The following is a 16,314-nucleotide window of genomic DNA, read 5'->3' as shown; positions in this document are numbered from 1 at the left end:
CGTTAACGCGCTTCACCTGCCATGCGCGCCGTGGCGCGGCGAATGATAATATGCAACAGGATCGAAAAAACCCCCAAAGTCAGCATCGCGGCAAACATCAGATCGGTCTTGGCGCGCCCATTGGCCAGCAGCATTAGATAGCCCAAGCCTTGAGACGAGCCCACCCACTCGCCAATCACGGCCCCGATGGGCGCATAAACCGCCGCCAGCCGCATCCCCGACGCCAGCGAGGGCAGCGCAGCCGGAATGCGGATATGCCACAACACTGCACGCGGGCTGGCCTGCATGGTGCGTGCAAGGTCCAGATAGCCGGGGGGCGTGCGCATCAATCCGTCAAAAAAAGACGAGGTGATCGGGAAATAGATGATCAGCACCGCCATCGCGACCTTGGACCACAGCCCATAACCCAGCCACAGGGTCAACAACGGGGCCAGAGCAAACACCGGCAGCGCCTGTGTGAAGACTAGCATCGGCTGCACCAACACCCGCGCCGCTCGCGAATTCGCCAGATGCAGCGCGGTGATCACGCCCAGAACCGTGCCGAGGGCGAGCCCGATCACTACCTCTACCGCTGTAATCCACGTATGTTCGGCGATCACCCAGCGGTTCTGCCACCATGTCTCAGCCACCAGTGCCGGACCGGGCAGGATGAATTTCGGCAGGCCCGTTAGGCTGACAATCGCCTGCCAGACGGCCAGCGCGAATACAGTTGCGGCAAGGGCGGACAGGATCTTCATGCCGCCTCTCTCAATAACCGCAGCAACGCGCCCTGCGTCTCCAATGTTTCCAGATCATCCACATGGCGCGGGGCCGGGGCCGAAGGTGGCTCGCAGGGCGTCAGCCCCTGCGCGGTCATCACCATGATGGATTGACCCAATCGTGCGGCCTCGGCCGGATCGTGCGTCACCAAAAGAACGGTGCGCCCCGCCAGCGCCTCGGCCGCCAGATCCTGCATATCGGCGCGGGTGCGGGCGTCGAGGGCCGAGAACGGCTCATCCAATAACACGATGGGCCGGTCCTCCATCAACGTACGCGCCAAGGCCACGCGCTGACGCTGACCGCCAGACAATTCTCCGGGTTTTTTGTTCAGATGATCCTGCAATCGCATCCGCTCGATCAGACGGTCCCGGCGGGCCAGGTCGGGCTTCTCACCCCTCAACCGCGCGCCCAGCGACACATTCTGCGCCACCGTCGCCCAGGGCAGCAACAGGTCGTCCTGCGCCATATAGGCGACGCGGTTCGCCACAGGCTGCGTGTCGCTTGCGTTGATCCGGCCCTTGAATTCTGCGCCAGTCTCAAGCCCGGCAATCAGGCGCAGGACAGTGGTTTTCCCCACACCCGATCCACCCAGCAGACACGTCCACTGCCCAGCCCCAAGGGTCAGGGCCAACGGCGCGAACAAGGGCGCGCCGTCGATTGTGGCCGAGCCACTGATGGTCAGATCAGGCGCTTGGGTCACGGGGTCAGACCCATTTGCCAGAAGTTGACCTCAAGCTCGGTCGCAGTGCGGAAGGTCTGACACAGTCGATCCCAACGCGGTGAGGCTTCGAAATCTGCCCCAATACGCCCCGTTAGAGCCTGATTGAACAACTCTCCGACCGCTTTGCACGCGCCTTGGTAGTCTTCACCGGCATAGGTGTTGATCCAATCACGATAGGTCTCGGATGTAGCCTCGGCAGCCAGCCGCGCGCCGATCTCACCATAACCCATGACACAGGGCGCAAGGGCCGCCAGCAGGTCCAGCAGATCTCCGCTATACCCGGCCTCTAACACGAACCGCGTGTATGCCAGATTTTCGGCTCGCTCGGGGGTCGCGAACAGCTCCTCCTGAGAAATCCCAGCCGCTTCGCAGATCCCAATATGCAGCTGCATCTCTTCGGCGACCAGAGCGTTCACGGTGCCCACAGCCGTCAGCATCTCTTCATGCGTTTCCGATTTCACGACCGCCAAAGCCCAGGCGCGGCTAAAATGGATCAGGAAGACGTAATCCTGACGCAGATAGTGCAGGAACGCCTCACGCGGCAGTGTGCCGTCCTTCATCCCTTCGACAAAGGCGTGGTGGGTATAATCCCGCCACGGCCCCTGCGCCGCATCACGCATCAGCGTGAAGGCTTTGCCATAGTCGCTCATTGCGCGGTCACGTCGATGGTGATGTCGCTAACCGGGTTGATACTGTCGATCATGCCGCTGTCCTTCAGGAACGCTTCGAACCGCGCGTACCGACCGGCGTCAAAACCAGCGGGGCGCAGGGCGAAACGGGGCAGAGTGTCGACCCATGCGCGCGCGTTCAGCTCATCCTGCAGCTCGGGCGAGGTGGCCGCAAAAATCTCCCAGCTTTTTTCGGGGTTGTTGACGATGTACTGCGTGGCCTTCTCGGTCGCGGCCAGAAAACGCGCGATCATGTCAGCATCCATGGTTTCGGGATTGGCCACATAGATCAGCTCATCATAGGACGGCACGCCTTCTTCCTCGATGTAAAAGCAGCGGCCCGCGACACCTTCGATATCCATCTGGTTCAGTTCGAAATTGCGGAACGCACCGATCACCGCATCCACCTGCCCGGTCATCAGCGACGGCGACAGCGAGAAGTTCACGTTGATCAATTCGATATCGTCCAGCGCCACCCCATGGGCATTCAGCATGGCGGTCAGAATGGCCTCTTCCACGCCCGCGACCGAGAAGCCGATCTTTTTCCCCTTCAGGTCGGCCAAAGATTTAATCGGACCGTCTTCCAACACCAGAAGGCAGTTCAGCGGGGTCGCAACCAGCGTGCCCACGCGTTTCAGCGGCAGCCCTTCGTGGATTTGCAGGTGCAGCTGCGGCTGGTAGGACACCGCCAGTTCAGCTTGACCTGCTGCCACCAGACGCGGCGGGGCAGAAGGATCGGCGGGCGGGACGATTTCAACCTCAAGCCCCTGCTCGGCGAAATAGCCATTTTCCTGTGCCACGATGATCGGGCCGTGATCAGGGTTGATGAACCAGTCCAGCAGGACGGTCATCTTGTCCTCGGCCCAGGCTGGCGCAGCGGCCAGCAGAGCGATGGCGGTGATCAGCTTTTTCATGTCTCGCGTTTCCTTTTCGCTTTCGAGGTCGAGGCCGCGACGAGGACAATCTCGCCCGGCCAATCCGATTGAATTTGTTCGGCAGCACGCCATGCGCGCAGGCCAGTGGCGCAACACAAGGCCAGTCTTTTGCCTTGTTTAGGGTCTATTTCTTCCAAATTTTCAGGCGAAATGCGCTGCGCGTTCGGATGCGCTGGGATCGCCGCCTCAGCCTCATCGCGCAGCTCTATGATTTGATCTTCAGCACCGAGTTGACTGGCTGAGACGAACCGAAAACAGCTATTGGGTTCGGGCGCGTTGTCGAACCGGAAGGTGCTGGTACGCAGGGTACGGGCGTCGTATTGAACCATCTGCCCCAAGGGCGAGGGCGAGATCCCAAGGATCAGATTCAGCGCCATCTGCGCCTGCATCGCGCCAATTGTTCCAACGACCGGACCCAGTACACCCGCTGTGGCGCAGCTCGCTCCGCTATCGGGCGCGTCAGGGAACACCGCGCGCAGCGAGGGCGCTCCTCCGCAGAACCCACCAACATAGCCCGACAGCCCCAGCACCGAGGCGCTGATCAACGGTTTCCCCTGCGCTAAACAAGTATCGGACAGAATATAGCTGGCCGCATAGCTGTCAGCACAATCCAGGATCACATCCGCCTGCGCGGCCATATTGGGCGCATTTGTACTTGTTAAAGCATGTTCTAGCGCCTCAACTTCGATCTCATCGTTTAAGGCCCGACACCTCTCGGCGGCCACTTTAGCCTTGAGTCGCCCACAATCCGCCTGCGCGAACAGAGTCTGGCGATGCAGGTTGGACAGATCAACTGTATCCCTATCCATCACCGTGATCCGCCCTACCCCAGCCCCAGCCAACAATGGCAAGACCGGCGCAGCCAGCCCTCCGGCCCCCACAACCAGCACATGCGCCGAGGACAGACGCGCCTGCCCTTCTGCGCCTACCTCGGTCAGGATGGTTTGGCGGGCATAACGGCTCATCGGGTGGCCTCGATCCATTCGCGCACGCGCGCTTCGGGGTCAGTGTTCAGGGTGATATCTGTGACGACCGAGACGATATCAGCCCCCGCCTGCAGAACACCCGACGCGCGCTCGACGCTCATCCCGCCGATCCCGACCAGAGGGATATCGCCCACCCGCGCCTTCCATTCGGTGACGCGCGACAGACCCTGCTGATGCCATTTCATCTTTTTCAGGATGGTCGGATAAACCGGCCCCAGCGCCACATAATCCGGGGCCATCGCCAGAACACGTTCCAACTCGTCATCGTCATGGGTCGACACGCCCAGCTTCAGCCCAGCCTTGCGGATAGCTTTCAGATCGGCATCGTCCAGATCCTCCTGCCCCAGGTGAATCCAATCGCATCCGGCCTCAATCGCGGCCTGCCAATAGTCGTTCACCACCAGGACCGCGCCATGCTGGCGGCACAGATCGCGTGACTGCGCAATCTGTTCGTGCACGACCGCATCGGGTTGATCCTTGGCGCGCAGCTGCACCAGTTTCACGCCCAGCGGCAGCATCCGCCGCAGCCAGTCCGAGTGATCAAAGATCGGGTAAAAGCGGTCGAGGCTCATGACAGAAACGCCTTTCCGATCACGGGGGTCGAGGCTTCGGCCATATCGCGCGCCTCGATCGGGTCGGCTTGATGGGCCAGTTGCCCGGCAAGGGTCGCCTGCATCATGGCCCGCGCCATCGCCGGCGGATCACCCGCGCGCGCCACGGCGGTGTTCAGCAGTACCGCGTCATAGCCCAGCTCCATCGCGCGCGCGGCGTGGCTGGGCAGGCCAATGCCCGCGTCAATCACCAGCGGCACATCGGGGAATTCCGCCCGCATCGCCCGCAATGCGTATTCGTTGTTCAGCCCGCGCCCCGACCCAATCGGCGCGCCCCAGGGCATCAGCACCTCACACCCTGCGGCCAGCAGACGTTCACCCACGATCAGATCGTCGGTGGTGTAGGGGAAGACCTGAAACCCTTCCTCGGTCAGGATGCGGGCAGCCTCGACCAGTTGGAACACATCCGGCTGCAGACTATCCGTGTGCCCGATCAGTTCCAGCTTGATCCATTTGGTGTCGAACACCTCACGCGCCATCTGCGCAGTAGTCACAGCCTCTTTGACCGTATGGCACCCGGCAGTGTTTGGCAGGATCAGCACGCCGAGGTCCTGGATCATCTGCCAAAAGGTCTGACCCGCCCCGGATTCGCGCCGCAGCGACACAGTGGCCACTCCGGCCCCACTTTCCCGAAACGCCTGCTCCAGAATGGCCGGGCTTGGATATTGTGCTGTGCCCAGCATCAAGGGGTTGGGCAATTCGGTACTGTAGAACGTCTTCATCCTCAGCCCCCCTGCATCGGTGCGACGACCTCGACCCGGTCGCCATCCACCAATTTGTGCGAGATGCGCAGGCTCGAAGGAACGAATTCCTCGTTCACCGCCGTTGCGACCCGACCCGAGAATCCGCACTCAACCAGCATATCGGCCAGTGTCAGAGCCGCAATTTTGCGGGATTCGCCATTAAGCACGATCTTCATCGACCATCTCCGAATGTTTGTTCTCAAGTGCCAGATCGGCCACACCCCGCGCCAAAGCCGGGGCCAGCAGATAGCCGTGGCGATACAGGCCGTTGGCGTAGATCGTGTGGCCCAAGCGCCGGATATGCGGCAGGTTGTCGGGAAAAGCAGGACGTAGATCGACACCAATCTCCAGAACCTCGGCCTCACCGAAGGCCGGGTTCAGCGCATAGGCTGCACTGAGCAACTCCAGAATGGAGCGCGCGGTGATCCGACTGCTGTCCTCAGACTCGATCATCGTTGCGCCCAGCATGTAAACGCCATCTCCGCGCGGTACGATGTAGAGCGGCATCCGCGGATGCAACAGCCGCACCGGGCGGGTCAGGTGGATATCCGGGCAGCGGATCACCAGCATCTCACCCTTCACGCCGCGCAGATCATGCAAAACCTCGCGTGCATGTAACCCTCGGCAGTCTATCGCGTTTTCCAGACGGGGCGGGGCTATTTTCTGGTGAAATTCGACCCCTTGACCCTGCAACTGCCGATAGAGGTCCTGCAGCGCTTGCCGAGGGTCCAGATGCGCCTCATCCGGGAAGAACAAAGCTTTGGAGAAGCCATGCAGATCAGGCTCTAATTCTTGAATTTGGGTCTGATCAACATCTGCGAATGCCTGGGTCCTGCGCGCAAACCGCCGCAAATCCGGCAGATCGCGCGGATTGGCCACGACCAGAGTTCCGCGCCGCTGCACCTGTGTACGCGCGGCCCACCAGTCCAACGCGGTCTTTCCCAATCGCAGCACCGGCTCTTCGGCATTTTCATATTCGCACCATGGAGCCAGCATCCCGCCAGCCCACCACGAACACCCATGCGCACCGGGCGGGCCACCGGGATCAAAGACCTGCACCTTGGCGCCGCGCGACACTATCTCGCTAGCCACGGCCAATCCGGCAACACCGGCACCTATGACCGACCAGATCGTCACGCAGGCCAAACCTGATGAAAATGATGAACCGGGCCGTGGCCCTGCCCAATATCCAATGCATCCGCCTTGGCAATCGCACCTTGCAAATAGTCATGAGCCTGGGCAACTGCGTCCGGGATCGTCAGACCCTTAGCTAATCCGGCCGCAATAGACGAGGACAAGGTGCACCCGGTGCCATGCGTGTTTCTGGTTTGGCGGCGCGGTGCGGTGAACTCGGCGATCAGCCCTGCCGAACTGACCAAAAGATCATGGCAGATCTCGCCTTGCCCGTGTCCGCCCTTCATCAGAACAGTTTGCGCCCCATACCCACATAGGCCGCGCCCTTGCTCGACCATCTCCTTAGGGCTTTGTGCATCCGAAGACCCTAGCAAACACGCCGCCTCGGGCAAATTCGGTGTCAAGACCGAGGCACGAGGCACCAACACATCCCGAAGAGTTTGAACAGCATCCTCGGCAAGCAAAGCGTCGCCGGATTTGGCGATCATCACAGGGTCTAACACAATAGGGCCGTCGAATTCGGCGATGCTGTCGGCCACAGTGTGGATAATGTCAGGCGTTGCGAGCATTCCGATCTTGACGGCACCCACGTCCAAGTCCGTCAGAACCGCTTCGATCTGCGCCGCAATCACATCCAGCGGGATCCCGTGAACCGCCGTAACCGCCCTGGTATTTTGCGCCGTCACTGCCGTTATCACACTGGCGCCGTATACCCCAAGCGCCGACATGGCCTTGAGGTCAGCTTGAATTCCAGCCCCACCGCCGCTGTCCGAACCGGCAATCGTCAATGCAATACGGGCCATATCGTTGCTCCAAATTCTTGGGGCAATCGCGGCGTAGAAACCGTCCATAGTTTGACGACCGTTCCCTCCGCCGGAATTGCCCGGATCAGGTTCGATGGGTTGATGCGAAAGCACCTCTCAGCCCCTTCTAGGAGGCACCCCAACGGTTGGCGCGGAACATCTCAGGCGCGCAAGAAATAATCAAGAGGATTCTGCGAGGCTCTGCCTCGCGCTTCGGGATATTTATGGCCAGATGAAGAGCGGATCCCACTTTACCTGGCCAAAAGTATACCGGGGGAGTCGCCTGGAACAGGCGGCGGGGGCAGAGCCCCCTATTCGACTTTTCAGCCCTTCATTCCATCCCAGAAAGACTTGACGGATGAGAAAAAGCTTTTGGACTCTGGGTGGTTATCTTCACCTAAGTCGTCGAACTCTTTCAACAGTTCTTTCTGACGGCTTGTCAGGTTCACCGGCGTTTCTACTGCAAGTTCAATGAACATGTCGCCTACACCGCCGCCGCGCAAAGCCGGCATACCTTTACCGCGCAAGCGCATCTGACGACCTGACTGGCTGCCCGCCGGGATTTGCACGCGACCGCGGCCACCGTCGATGGTGGGAACTTCGATCGAACCGCCCAACGCTGCTTTGGCCATGCTGACTGGCACGCGGCAATAGAGGTTTACGCTGTCTCGTTCGAACAGTTTATGGTCCGACACTTCGACGAAGATGTACAGATCACCCGGAGGGCCGCCGCGCATTCCGGCCTCACCCTCGCCCGCCAGACGTATACGGGTACCCGTTTCCACCCCGGCGGGGATGTTGACGGATAGCGCGCGCTCTTTTTCCACGCGACCCGCACCGCCACAGGATTTACAGGGGTTCTTGATGATCTGGCCCAGACCCGAGCAAGTCGGGCAGGTGCGTTCCACAGTAAAGAAACCCTGCTGTGCCCGAACTTTGCCCATACCCGAGCAGGTCGGGCAGGTTGTCGGTTCTACACCACCTTCGGCACCCGAACCGTCGCAAGCCGAACAGGCAACGGCAGCCGGCACGTTGATGGTTTTCTGTAGCCCAGAGAACGCCTCTTCCAGCGTCACGCGCAAGTTATAACGCAGGTCCGACCCCCGTGCAGCGCGTCGTCCGCCGCCGCCGCGTTGGCCGCCCATGAAATCGCCGAACAGATCATCGAACACATCCGAGAACGCGCTTGAAAAGTCACCCTGCCCAAAGCCGCCACCGGGACGGCCACCGCCGCCCATGCCGTTTTCAAATGCAGCGTGGCCAAAACGGTCATACGCGGCTTTCTTCTCGGCGTCGCGCAGAACGTCGTACGCCTCATTCGCTTCTTTGAACTGCGATTCGGCATCCGGGTTGTCTTTGTTGCGGTCCGGATGCAATTCCTTGGCTTTCTTGCGAAAACCTTTCTTGATCTCGTCCGCCGATGCGCCCTTGGATACGCCGAGCACATCATAGTAGTCGCGTTTTGACATCAGTATGTCCTTCTGCCTCAACGTAATCGGGCCGGCCCGGTGACCGGACCGGCCCGAATTGGCACGGTTACCCGTTAGTTACGCTTGTCGTCGTCCAGATCTTCGAACTCGGCGTCGACAATATCATCATCACCCGGCGCAGCGTCCGCAGCCGCGGGCTCATCTTCACCATCTTCGGCCTGCGCCTTGTAGATCGCCTCGCCCAGCTTCATGGCCGCCTCGGTAACGTTCTGAATACCGGACTTGATCTTGTCGGCATTCTCGGTTTCCAGCTCGTCCTTCAGCGCGGCGATAGCCAGTTCGATGGCCTCGATGGTGGTCGGATCGACCTTGTCGGAATGCTCTTCCATCGACTTTTCGGTCGAATGGATAAGGCTTTCCGCCTGGTTCTTTGCATCCACCAGCTCGCGGCGGCTCTTGTCCGCTTCGGCGTTTTCTTCCGCGTCTTTGACCATCTTTTCGATGTCCTCGTCGGACAGACCGCCCGAGGCTTGGATGGTGATCTTCTGCTCTTTGCCGGTGCCTTTGTCTTTGGCCGAAACCGAGACAATACCGTTGGCGTCGATATCAAACGTCACCTCGATCTGAGGCATGCCGCGCGGTGCGGGTGGGATATCTTCGAGGTTGAACTGACCCAGGATCTTGTTGTCCGCAGCCATTTCACGTTCACCTTGGAACACGCGGATGGTTACGGCGTTCTGGTTATCCTCGGCGGTCGAGAAGACCTGAGACTTTTTGGTCGGGATGGTCGTGTTGCGGTCGATCAGGCGGGTGAATACGCCACCCAGCGTCTCAATCCCCAGCGAAAGCGGGGTCACATCCAGCAGAACCACGTCTTTGACGTCGCCTTGCAGAACACCGGCCTGAATGGCGGCGCCCATGGCAACCACTTCGTCCGGGTTCACGCCTTTGTGGGGCTCTTTACCGAAGAACTTGGTGACCTCTTCGATCACTTTCGGCATCCGGGTCATACCGCCGACCAGAACAACCTCATCCACGTCAGCAGCCGACAGACCGGCGTCTTTCAGAGCTGCTGCGCAAGGCTTCATCGACTTCTTAATCAGGTCGCCCACCAGCGATTCAAGCTTGGCGCGGGTCAGTTTCATGACCATGTGCAGCGGTTGACCGTTGGCACCCATCGAGATGAAAGGCTGGTTGATTTCGGTCTGCGAGGTCGAGGACAGCTCGATCTTGGCTTTTTCGGCGGCTTCCTTCAGACGCTGCAGAGCCATCTTGTCCTGAGACAGGTCGACACCGTGTTCCTTTTTGAACTCATCCGCCAGGTAGTTGACGATGCGCATGTCAAAGTCTTCACCACCCAGGAAGGTGTCACCGTTGGTCGATTTAACCTCGAACAGGCCGTCGTCGATTTCCAGAATGGTCACGTCGAAGGTACCACCACCAAGGTCATAAACCGCGATGGTTTGCGTTTCTTCCTTGTCCAGACCATAGGCCAGAGCAGCAGCTGTCGGTTCGTTGATGATCCGCAGCACTTCCAGACCGGCGATTTTACCGGCGTCTTTGGTGGCCTGACGCTGGGCGTCGTTAAAATATGCCGGAACGGTGATAACGGCCTGCGTGACTTCCTCACCCAGATAGCTTTCCGCGGTTTCCTTCATCTTACCCAGAGTGAAGGCCGAGATCTGGCTTGGAGAGTATTTCTCACCGCGGGCTTCGACCCACGCGTCGCCATTGCCGCCATTTACGATGGCGTACGGCACCATTTTCTTGTCTTTTTCGACTTCTGCATCATCCACACGACGACCGATCAGACGTTTGACGCCAAAAATCGTGTTGTCGGGGTTGGTGACCGCCTGACGTTTTGCAGGCTGACCGACCAGTCGCTCATCTTCGGTGAAGGCGACGATCGAGGGCGTGGTCCGCGCCCCTTCGGCGTTTTCGATGACCTTCGGCTGCGAGCCGTCCATGATGGCCACGCACGAGTTGGTGGTTCCCAGGTCAATCCCGATTACTTTACTCATATGTTCGATCCCTTTCTCTTCAAGGCGATGTCCCGAGGCCGGGACCCGTTATGGCATCCCTGCCTCGATCTCAATTGCGCAATGGCCCTACACCATCACGCGTCCCGGCGTATATAAGGGCGAGACCAAAAGCCTGCAAGCGGTGTAAATCGCAGGTTTTCGGGAATCTGGGGCCTTTTTTGCAACGTTTCGGCAAGGATTGAGGAATCTTCGATGACGCGGCTGCTTTTGCGCGATTTCGATATCAGAAAAGCCTATCTGGATGTGGCGGCGCAGACCGCGCTGATCGACCTGTTGCGCCCGATTCTGAAATCCGCACCCCTGTTCCGCCCGACGACGCCATCAGGCAAAGAGATGTCGGTCCGAATGACCTCGGCCGGGGCGCTGGGATGGGTGTCGGACCGGGCGGGGTACCGGTATCAGGATCACCATCCCAAGGGGGTGGCATGGCCCGCGATCCCCGATCCGATCCTTGAAATCTGGCACGCCCTCGCCAGCGTCGAGCGCGACCCAGATTGCTGCCTGATCAACTATTATGGCGAGGGCACCCGCATGGGCCTGCATCAGGACAAGGATGAAGCTGACTTTTCCTGGCCAGTCCTGTCAATCTCGCTGGGCGATGATGCTTTGTTTCGCATCGGCAACACCACCCGTGGCGGCAAGACCGAGTCGATCTGGCTGAACTCGGGCGATGTAGTGATCATGGGCGGCCCCGCGCGCCTGATCTATCACGGGGTGGACCGTATCCGGTTCGGATCATCCAAACTATTGCCCAAGGGTGGTCGGATCAATCTGACGTTGCGCGTGGCGACCTAGCTGCGCGCCCCCCAGCTTTTCGACACGTGCTGACGGGTGAAGAAAATGCCCAGCAAACCGATCAAAAGCAGGATAACGCCCACCCAAAGCGCGTATTCCCAGCTGGTCTGGCGCGGGAAATAGTTGCGAAACACGAACCCGCGGCATTGGTCAATGACGTGAAACAGCGGGTTCCAGATAAACATGGTCAAAGTGAACCCACCCAGACTGTTGGCCACAAACATCTTGCCAGAAAAGATCATATTGATCCGACGGTAGACGACGGACGAAATGGACACAAATGTCGGAAGCCAGGGCTTGAGCGCCATAAACAGGACGCCAACTGCGCTGCCGGTAAACCAGGCCAGCACAAGCATATAGAACGCGCCACCCGGATCCTGAATTTCAAGCGGTTCGATGGCGACGTGATACATGAACAGGATGACCAGGATCGAAACCAGTTGCGTGTAGAACGTCCCGAACGCCGCTGCCAGAAGCGACACCATCATGTTCATTGGCGAATGAAGCATCATTGGGTTGTTTCCGGTCGCAACCCCGGCCACGCCGCTTACGGATTTCACGTGCGTCAGGAACAGAAACACCCCAGACAGCAAGAACAGGATCGAATTGCCGCGAATCTTGGACAAGCCGGTTACCCTTCCGACCAGCGTCATGATCAGATAAAACACCGTCACCAGTGCAAGAATCTGGACGATATTCATGATCACCGCCAGCACCGCGTTCGATCGTTGCGAACGAATGCTGCGCACCACCGAATGAAACACCAGTTCCGAGGTGGTGAAGGCACCACCCAAAAGCGTCCGGTTTCGCTTAAAGTAATACACCTGCGCGGTCTTTCCTGCTTTATTGCCAGCAATCTGGCACGAAATTCTTGCTGTTCCGTAACCGGGACATCATAAGGCCGTCAGGATTTTCAATCAACAAATCACAGGAACGGAGCCTTTTTGTGACCTACGACGCCCTCATCCCCGTCATTCGACGTTTGGCCCTGGAAGCCGGTGACAAGATCATGGAGTTCTATAACTCGGATGATTTCGACGTGAAGGTCAAATCTGATGCCAGCCCTGTGACCGAAGCGGATGAGGCTGCGGACGCTCTTATCTCGGCCGGCCTACGCGCAGCCTTCCCCGATATCCTGCTGGTGACCGAGGAACAGGCGGCCTCGCACTCTGAGAAAGGCGACACGTTCCTGATCGTGGACCCGCTGGACGGCACCAAAGAGTTCATCAACCGTCGCGGGGATTTCACAGTGAACATTGCGCTGGTGGAAAATGGCGTACCGACGCGCGGGGTGGTTTACGCCCCGGCCAAGGGACGCATGTTTTATACCCAGCCCGATGGACAATCAGTTGAGGAAACCGGCGCTCTGGACAAGGATGTTGTGGGCAACGTGACGCCGATACTCGTCTCTAAACCAAACAATTCGGCGCTTCTGATCGTGGCCTCCAAGTCGCACCGCGATCAGGCAACTGAGGACTACATCAACAAGTATCAAGTGCGCGACAGCAAAAGCGCGGGTTCATCGCTCAAATTCTGTCTGGTCGCAACCGGTGAGGCCGATCTGTACCCTCGCGTTGGCCGCACAATGGAATGGGACACAGCCGCAGGTCACGCAGTTCTGGCCGGTGCCGGCGGCAAGGTGGTGCGCTTCGACAACCACGAACCGCTGACCTATGGCAAGGACGGCTATGCAAATCCGTTCTTCATCGCCTACGCTCCGGGTGTTGAGTTGAAGGAAGCCTGATGTCCGTTCTGATCGCCATTCCCGCCCGCTATGCCTCGTCCCGCTATCCGGGCAAACCGCTGGTGCCTCTGACCGGGGCAAGCGGCAAGGCGATGACGCTGATTGAACGGTCGTGGCGTGCGGCCTGTTCAGTGTCGGGCGTGGACAAGGTAGTTGTCGCCACCGATGACGACCGTATCCGCGAGGCGGCCGAAGGGTTTGGGGCCGAGGTGGTGATGACTTCAGACACCTGCCAGAATGGCACCGAACGCTGCGCTGAAACCCATGCCAATCTGGGCGCGGGCTATGATATCGTGGTGAACCTTCAGGGCGACGCGCCACTGACACCGCATTGGTTTGTGGAAGACCTGATCGCGGGCCTGCGCGCCGCACCCGAGGCCGGTGTGGCCACGCCTGTTCTTCGCTGCGATGGCGATGCGCTCAACAGCCTGCTGAACGACCGCAAACATGGCCGGGTCGGCGGCACTACGGCGGTTTTTGCGTCCGATCACAGCGCCATGTATTTCTCGAAAGAGGTGGTGCCTTTCACAGCGCAGACCTATGCGGGCACCGAGGATACCCCGGTGTTTCACCACGTAGGCGTCTATGCCTATCGCCCTGACGCGCTGGCCGCCTATCCCACATGGCCGGTGGGCCCGCTGGAACAGCTGGAAGGTCTGGAACAGCTGCGCTTCATGGAAAATGGTCGCAAAGTTCTGTGCGTCGAGGTCGAGGCCAAAGGTCGCCAGTTCTGGGAACTGAACAACCCCCAAGACGTGCCCAAGCTAGAGCAGATGATGGCCGAAATGGGCTTGGAATAAACCATGAGCCTTGATGCAGAACTGCATCCTTCCACAACGCGGGAAAAGACTGTCCGATGACGAATATTCTTGTAACCGGCGGCGCCGGATATATCGGGTCCCATGCTTGCAAAGCGTTGAAACTGGCCGGATACACACCCGTCACCTATGACAACCTGATCACCGGCTGGCAGGATGCAGTGAAATTCGGCCCGTTCGAACAGGGCGACCTGCTGGACCGAGCCAGGCTGGATGAGGTCTTTGACAAATACAAACCCGCCGCCGTCATGCATTTCGCAGCCCTCAGCCAGGTGGGTGAAGCGATGTCGGAGCCCGGAAAATACTGGACCAATAACGTCACCGGCTCGCTCAATCTGATCGAGGCCACGGTCGCTGCGGGCTGCAAAAATTTCGTATTCTCATCGACCTGCGCCACCTATGGCGAGCATGACAATGTGGTTCTGGACGAAGATACGCCGCAATTGCCGCTGAACGCCTACGGGGCTTCGAAACGCGCGATCGAGGATATCCTGCGCGATTTTGATGCCGCGCATGTACTGAACCATGTGATCTTTCGCTATTTCAACGTAGCTGGCGCGGACCCCGACGGTGAAGTGGGCGAATTCCACCGTCCCGAGACTCATCTGATCCCCCTGATGCTGGACGCCATAGACGGCAAGCGCGACGGGTTGACCGTGTTCGGCACCGACTACGACACGCCTGACGGCACCTGCATCCGCGACTATGTACATGTCTGCGATCTGGTCGATGCGCATGTGCTGGGCCTGAACTGGCTGGAGCACGGCAAGGGCAGCCGCGTGTTCAATCTGGGCACCGGGACGGGTTTTTCAGTGATGGAGGTCATCGGTCATTCCAAAGCGATCACCAACCGTGATGTGCCCTATTCCATCGGTCCGCGTCGGGCGGGGGATTGCACCAAGCTTGTTTCCGGCTCGATTCGGGCCGGGGCTGAACTGGGCTGGACGCCAAAAAGCTCAACGTTAGAGACGATGATTGCGGATGCATGGCGTTGGCAACAAAACGGGCATTACGAGAAATGAGGGCGCGGTGACCGCTGCCACCAACCCTCTCCCGCCGATCTCATGGGCGCAGAAATACCGGTTGCGCCTGAAACGTCGGCGGCTTTTGTGGCGTGCGTTCCGCAGCCGACATGACCTGACATGCCTGATAGACCGGACCAGCGACATTCGTCCCGGTGCCATTCTGGCCTTCACCACCCTGCGCAATGAACGCAATCGGTTGCCGAGGTTTTTCAACCATTACCGCGCATTGGGCGTCGGTCATTTTCTGATCGTCGACAATGACAGCGGCGATGGCTCAACCGAGTATCTCGAATGCCAACCCGACGTTTCGCTTTGGCAAACCACGGCCAGCTATCGTGCGTCACGTTTTGGGCTGGATTGGCTGACATGGTTGCAGATGCGATACGGTCACGGCCATTGGACCTTGATGGTCGATGCAGATGAGCTGTTAGTTTATCCCGACCACGACACCCATCCTTTGCCAGACCTCACCGGATGGCTGAACCGCACCGGGCGAAACGCATTTGGCGCATTGATGCTGGATCTCTACCCCGACACGTCACTGGGGATGCAGGACTATGACCCCAGCGCCGACCCAACCGAAGTTCTGAACTGGTTCGACACTGGGCCATATCGGATGCAGAGGCAGGCTCCGCTGGGGAACCTATGGGTTCAAGGGGGCGCGCGGGAACGGATGTTCTTTGCCGAAACGCCGCAAAAGTCACCCACATTGAACAAAATCCCGCTGATCCGCTGGTCGCGGCGCTATGCATATGTGAATTCGTGTCATTCTGCCCTGCCGCGCAGGCTGAACGCAGCCTATAACGGACCGGGCGACAACGCGCCCTCTGGGGTTTTGCTGCATACGAAATTCCTGCCCGAAGTGGTTGGGAAATCAGGTGTCGAAAAGACCCGCCGACAACATTTCCACGACCCCGATCAATTCAACACGTATTACGACAGCATTCTTAATCGCCCCACCATGTGGACGCCCAACTCGGCCCGTTACAAAGGCTGGAGACAGCTTCAGCAGCTTGGCCTGATGGGAAAAATTGAGTGGAAATCCGCCGCGCGGGCTAACGACTTGTAAATGCGTTGCTTTGATAGATGGAAAGATGGCA

At 59.2% G+C, this 16,314-nt stretch carries 18 protein-coding genes and 1 riboswitch; of the genes, 5 read left to right on the top strand and 13 right to left on the bottom strand.

Annotation, left to right across the window (positions count from 1 at the left end):
* Positions 1 to 2: 2 nt before the first annotated feature.
* The 12 genes from ACR0C5_RS11140 to dnaK form a co-directional block, all read right to left on the bottom strand.
* Positions 3 to 737, bottom strand: a complete 735-nt coding sequence (locus ACR0C5_RS11140) for an ABC transporter permease (RefSeq protein WP_170771433.1) — start codon at positions 735 to 737, stop codon at positions 3 to 5.
* Entirely contained in the window at positions 734 to 1,459 is a 726-nt protein-coding gene (locus ACR0C5_RS11135; RefSeq protein WP_170771432.1) for an ABC transporter ATP-binding protein, read from the bottom strand. Before ACR0C5_RS11135 ends, ACR0C5_RS11140 begins: the two co-directional genes overlap by 4 nt.
* Positions 1,456 to 2,130 (bottom strand): thiaminase II, encoded by a 675-nt coding sequence (gene tenA / locus ACR0C5_RS11130; protein ID WP_480876515.1) that lies wholly within the window; start codon positions 2,128 to 2,130, stop codon positions 1,456 to 1,458. The genes ACR0C5_RS11135 and tenA overlap by 4 nt, the downstream gene beginning before the upstream one ends.
* Positions 2,127 to 3,062 carry an ABC transporter substrate-binding protein gene (locus ACR0C5_RS11125; protein WP_480876512.1) on the bottom strand — a complete coding sequence of 312 codons (936 nt, stop codon included), beginning with the start codon at positions 3,060 to 3,062 and terminating at the stop codon, positions 2,127 to 2,129. The genes tenA and ACR0C5_RS11125 overlap by 4 nt, the downstream gene beginning before the upstream one ends.
* Positions 3,059 to 4,048, bottom strand: coding sequence for a ThiF family adenylyltransferase (locus ACR0C5_RS11120; protein ID WP_480876509.1), 990 nt, complete (start codon positions 4,046 to 4,048; stop codon positions 3,059 to 3,061). The genes ACR0C5_RS11125 and ACR0C5_RS11120 overlap by 4 nt, the downstream gene beginning before the upstream one ends.
* On the bottom strand, positions 4,045 to 4,641 hold the full coding sequence (locus ACR0C5_RS11115) for a thiamine phosphate synthase (RefSeq protein ID WP_480876506.1): 597 nt from the start codon (positions 4,639 to 4,641) through the stop codon (positions 4,045 to 4,047). Before ACR0C5_RS11115 ends, ACR0C5_RS11120 begins: the two co-directional genes overlap by 4 nt.
* Positions 4,638 to 5,402, bottom strand: coding sequence for a thiazole synthase (locus ACR0C5_RS11110; RefSeq protein WP_480876503.1), 765 nt, complete (start codon positions 5,400 to 5,402; stop codon positions 4,638 to 4,640). Before ACR0C5_RS11110 ends, ACR0C5_RS11115 begins: the two co-directional genes overlap by 4 nt.
* A gap of 2 nt (positions 5,403 to 5,404) precedes the next feature.
* Complete coding sequence (gene thiS / locus ACR0C5_RS11105; protein WP_480552200.1) at positions 5,405 to 5,599, bottom strand: sulfur carrier protein ThiS; 195 nt, start codon at positions 5,597 to 5,599, stop codon at positions 5,405 to 5,407.
* Positions 5,583 to 6,560, bottom strand: a complete 978-nt coding sequence (gene thiO, locus ACR0C5_RS11100; RefSeq protein ID WP_480876500.1) for a glycine oxidase ThiO — start codon at positions 6,558 to 6,560, stop codon at positions 5,583 to 5,585. Before thiO ends, thiS begins: the two co-directional genes overlap by 17 nt.
* Positions 6,557 to 7,360 (bottom strand): bifunctional hydroxymethylpyrimidine kinase/phosphomethylpyrimidine kinase, encoded by an 804-nt coding sequence (gene thiD / locus ACR0C5_RS11095; RefSeq protein WP_480876497.1) that lies wholly within the window; start codon positions 7,358 to 7,360, stop codon positions 6,557 to 6,559. The genes thiO and thiD overlap by 4 nt, the downstream gene beginning before the upstream one ends.
* Before the next feature lie 45 nt (positions 7,361 to 7,405).
* A riboswitch (TPP riboswitch) is annotated at positions 7,406 to 7,512 on the bottom strand.
* Positions 7,513 to 7,683: 171 nt separating this feature from the next.
* Positions 7,684 to 8,829, bottom strand: coding sequence for a molecular chaperone DnaJ (dnaJ, locus tag ACR0C5_RS11090; RefSeq protein WP_480876494.1), 1,146 nt, complete (start codon positions 8,827 to 8,829; stop codon positions 7,684 to 7,686).
* Between the two features lie 74 nt (positions 8,830 to 8,903).
* Positions 8,904 to 10,811: a molecular chaperone DnaK gene (gene dnaK, locus ACR0C5_RS11085; protein WP_480876490.1), complete on the bottom strand. Its 1,908-nt coding sequence runs from the start codon at positions 10,809 to 10,811 to the stop codon at positions 8,904 to 8,906.
* A 213-nt stretch (positions 10,812 to 11,024) separates the two neighbouring features.
* Here dnaK and ACR0C5_RS11080 point away from each other — a divergent pair, with 213 nt between their 5' ends.
* Positions 11,025 to 11,627, top strand: coding sequence for an alpha-ketoglutarate-dependent dioxygenase AlkB family protein (locus ACR0C5_RS11080; RefSeq protein WP_480876488.1), 603 nt, complete (start codon positions 11,025 to 11,027; stop codon positions 11,625 to 11,627).
* Here the strand turns inward: ACR0C5_RS11080 and ACR0C5_RS11075 are convergent.
* Positions 11,624 to 12,451, bottom strand: a complete 828-nt coding sequence (locus tag ACR0C5_RS11075) for an ABC transporter permease (RefSeq protein WP_170771409.1) — start codon at positions 12,449 to 12,451, stop codon at positions 11,624 to 11,626. The two genes, ACR0C5_RS11080 and ACR0C5_RS11075, sit on opposite strands and share 4 nt — an antisense overlap.
* 122 nt (positions 12,452 to 12,573) lie before the next feature.
* Between ACR0C5_RS11075 and cysQ the strand changes: the two genes are divergently transcribed.
* Genes cysQ through ACR0C5_RS11055 form a run of 4 tightly spaced genes read left to right on the top strand, consistent with a single transcriptional unit; the run spans position 12,574 to position 16,283 of the window.
* Positions 12,574 to 13,371 (top strand): 3'(2'),5'-bisphosphate nucleotidase CysQ, encoded by a 798-nt coding sequence (cysQ, locus tag ACR0C5_RS11070; protein WP_170771407.1) that lies wholly within the window; start codon positions 12,574 to 12,576, stop codon positions 13,369 to 13,371.
* Positions 13,371 to 14,171: a 3-deoxy-manno-octulosonate cytidylyltransferase gene (locus ACR0C5_RS11065; protein WP_170790225.1), complete on the top strand. Its 801-nt coding sequence runs from the start codon at positions 13,371 to 13,373 to the stop codon at positions 14,169 to 14,171. The genes cysQ and ACR0C5_RS11065 overlap by 1 nt, the downstream gene beginning before the upstream one ends.
* A 56-nt stretch (positions 14,172 to 14,227) precedes the next feature.
* Complete coding sequence (galE, locus tag ACR0C5_RS11060) at positions 14,228 to 15,211, top strand: UDP-glucose 4-epimerase GalE (RefSeq protein WP_480859402.1); 984 nt, start codon at positions 14,228 to 14,230, stop codon at positions 15,209 to 15,211.
* 7 nt (positions 15,212 to 15,218) lie between these two features.
* The gene (locus tag ACR0C5_RS11055; RefSeq protein WP_480876486.1) at positions 15,219 to 16,283 is read left to right on the top strand and encodes a glycosyltransferase family 2 protein; all 1,065 of its coding nucleotides are present in this window, start codon (positions 15,219 to 15,221) and stop codon (positions 16,281 to 16,283) included.
* Positions 16,284 to 16,314 lie beyond the last annotated feature (31 nt).

It is taken from the genome of Ruegeria sp. N8, assembly GCF_056531325.1.
The sequence above is the reverse complement of the archived record's forward strand: the minus strand, read 5'-3'. Positions and strand labels throughout refer to the sequence as shown.

What these genes read in the sequence shown, in the direction of transcription:
- ACR0C5_RS11140 (WP_170771433.1), bottom strand. Translation starts at nt 737, where the DNA reads ATGAAGATCCTGTCCGCCCTTGCCGCAACTGTATTCGCGCTGGCCGTC.
- tenA (WP_480876515.1), bottom strand. Translation starts at nt 2,130, where the DNA reads ATGAGCGACTATGGCAAAGCCTTCACGCTGATGCGTGATGCGGCGCAG.
- ACR0C5_RS11125 (WP_480876512.1), bottom strand. Translation starts at nt 3,062, where the DNA reads ATGAAAAAGCTGATCACCGCCATCGCTCTGCTGGCCGCTGCGCCAGCC.
- ACR0C5_RS11120 (WP_480876509.1), bottom strand. Translation starts at nt 4,048, where the DNA reads ATGAGCCGTTATGCCCGCCAAACCATCCTGACCGAGGTAGGCGCAGAA.
- ACR0C5_RS11115 (WP_480876506.1), bottom strand. Translation starts at nt 4,641, where the DNA reads ATGAGCCTCGACCGCTTTTACCCGATCTTTGATCACTCGGACTGGCTG.
- ACR0C5_RS11110 (WP_480876503.1), bottom strand. Translation starts at nt 5,402, where the DNA reads ATGAAGACGTTCTACAGTACCGAATTGCCCAACCCCTTGATGCTGGGC.
- thiS (WP_480552200.1), bottom strand. Translation starts at nt 5,599, where the DNA reads ATGAAGATCGTGCTTAATGGCGAATCCCGCAAAATTGCGGCTCTGACA.
- thiD (WP_480876497.1), bottom strand. Translation starts at nt 7,360, where the DNA reads ATGGCCCGTATTGCATTGACGATTGCCGGTTCGGACAGCGGCGGTGGG.
- dnaJ (WP_480876494.1), bottom strand. Translation starts at nt 8,829, where the DNA reads ATGTCAAAACGCGACTACTATGATGTGCTCGGCGTATCCAAGGGCGCA.
- dnaK (WP_480876490.1), bottom strand. Translation starts at nt 10,811, where the DNA reads ATGAGTAAAGTAATCGGGATTGACCTGGGAACCACCAACTCGTGCGTG.
- ACR0C5_RS11080 (WP_480876488.1), top strand. Translation starts at nt 11,025, where the DNA reads ATGACGCGGCTGCTTTTGCGCGATTTCGATATCAGAAAAGCCTATCTG.
- ACR0C5_RS11065 (WP_170790225.1), top strand. Translation starts at nt 13,371, where the DNA reads ATGTCCGTTCTGATCGCCATTCCCGCCCGCTATGCCTCGTCCCGCTAT.
- galE (WP_480859402.1), top strand. Translation starts at nt 14,228, where the DNA reads ATGACGAATATTCTTGTAACCGGCGGCGCCGGATATATCGGGTCCCAT.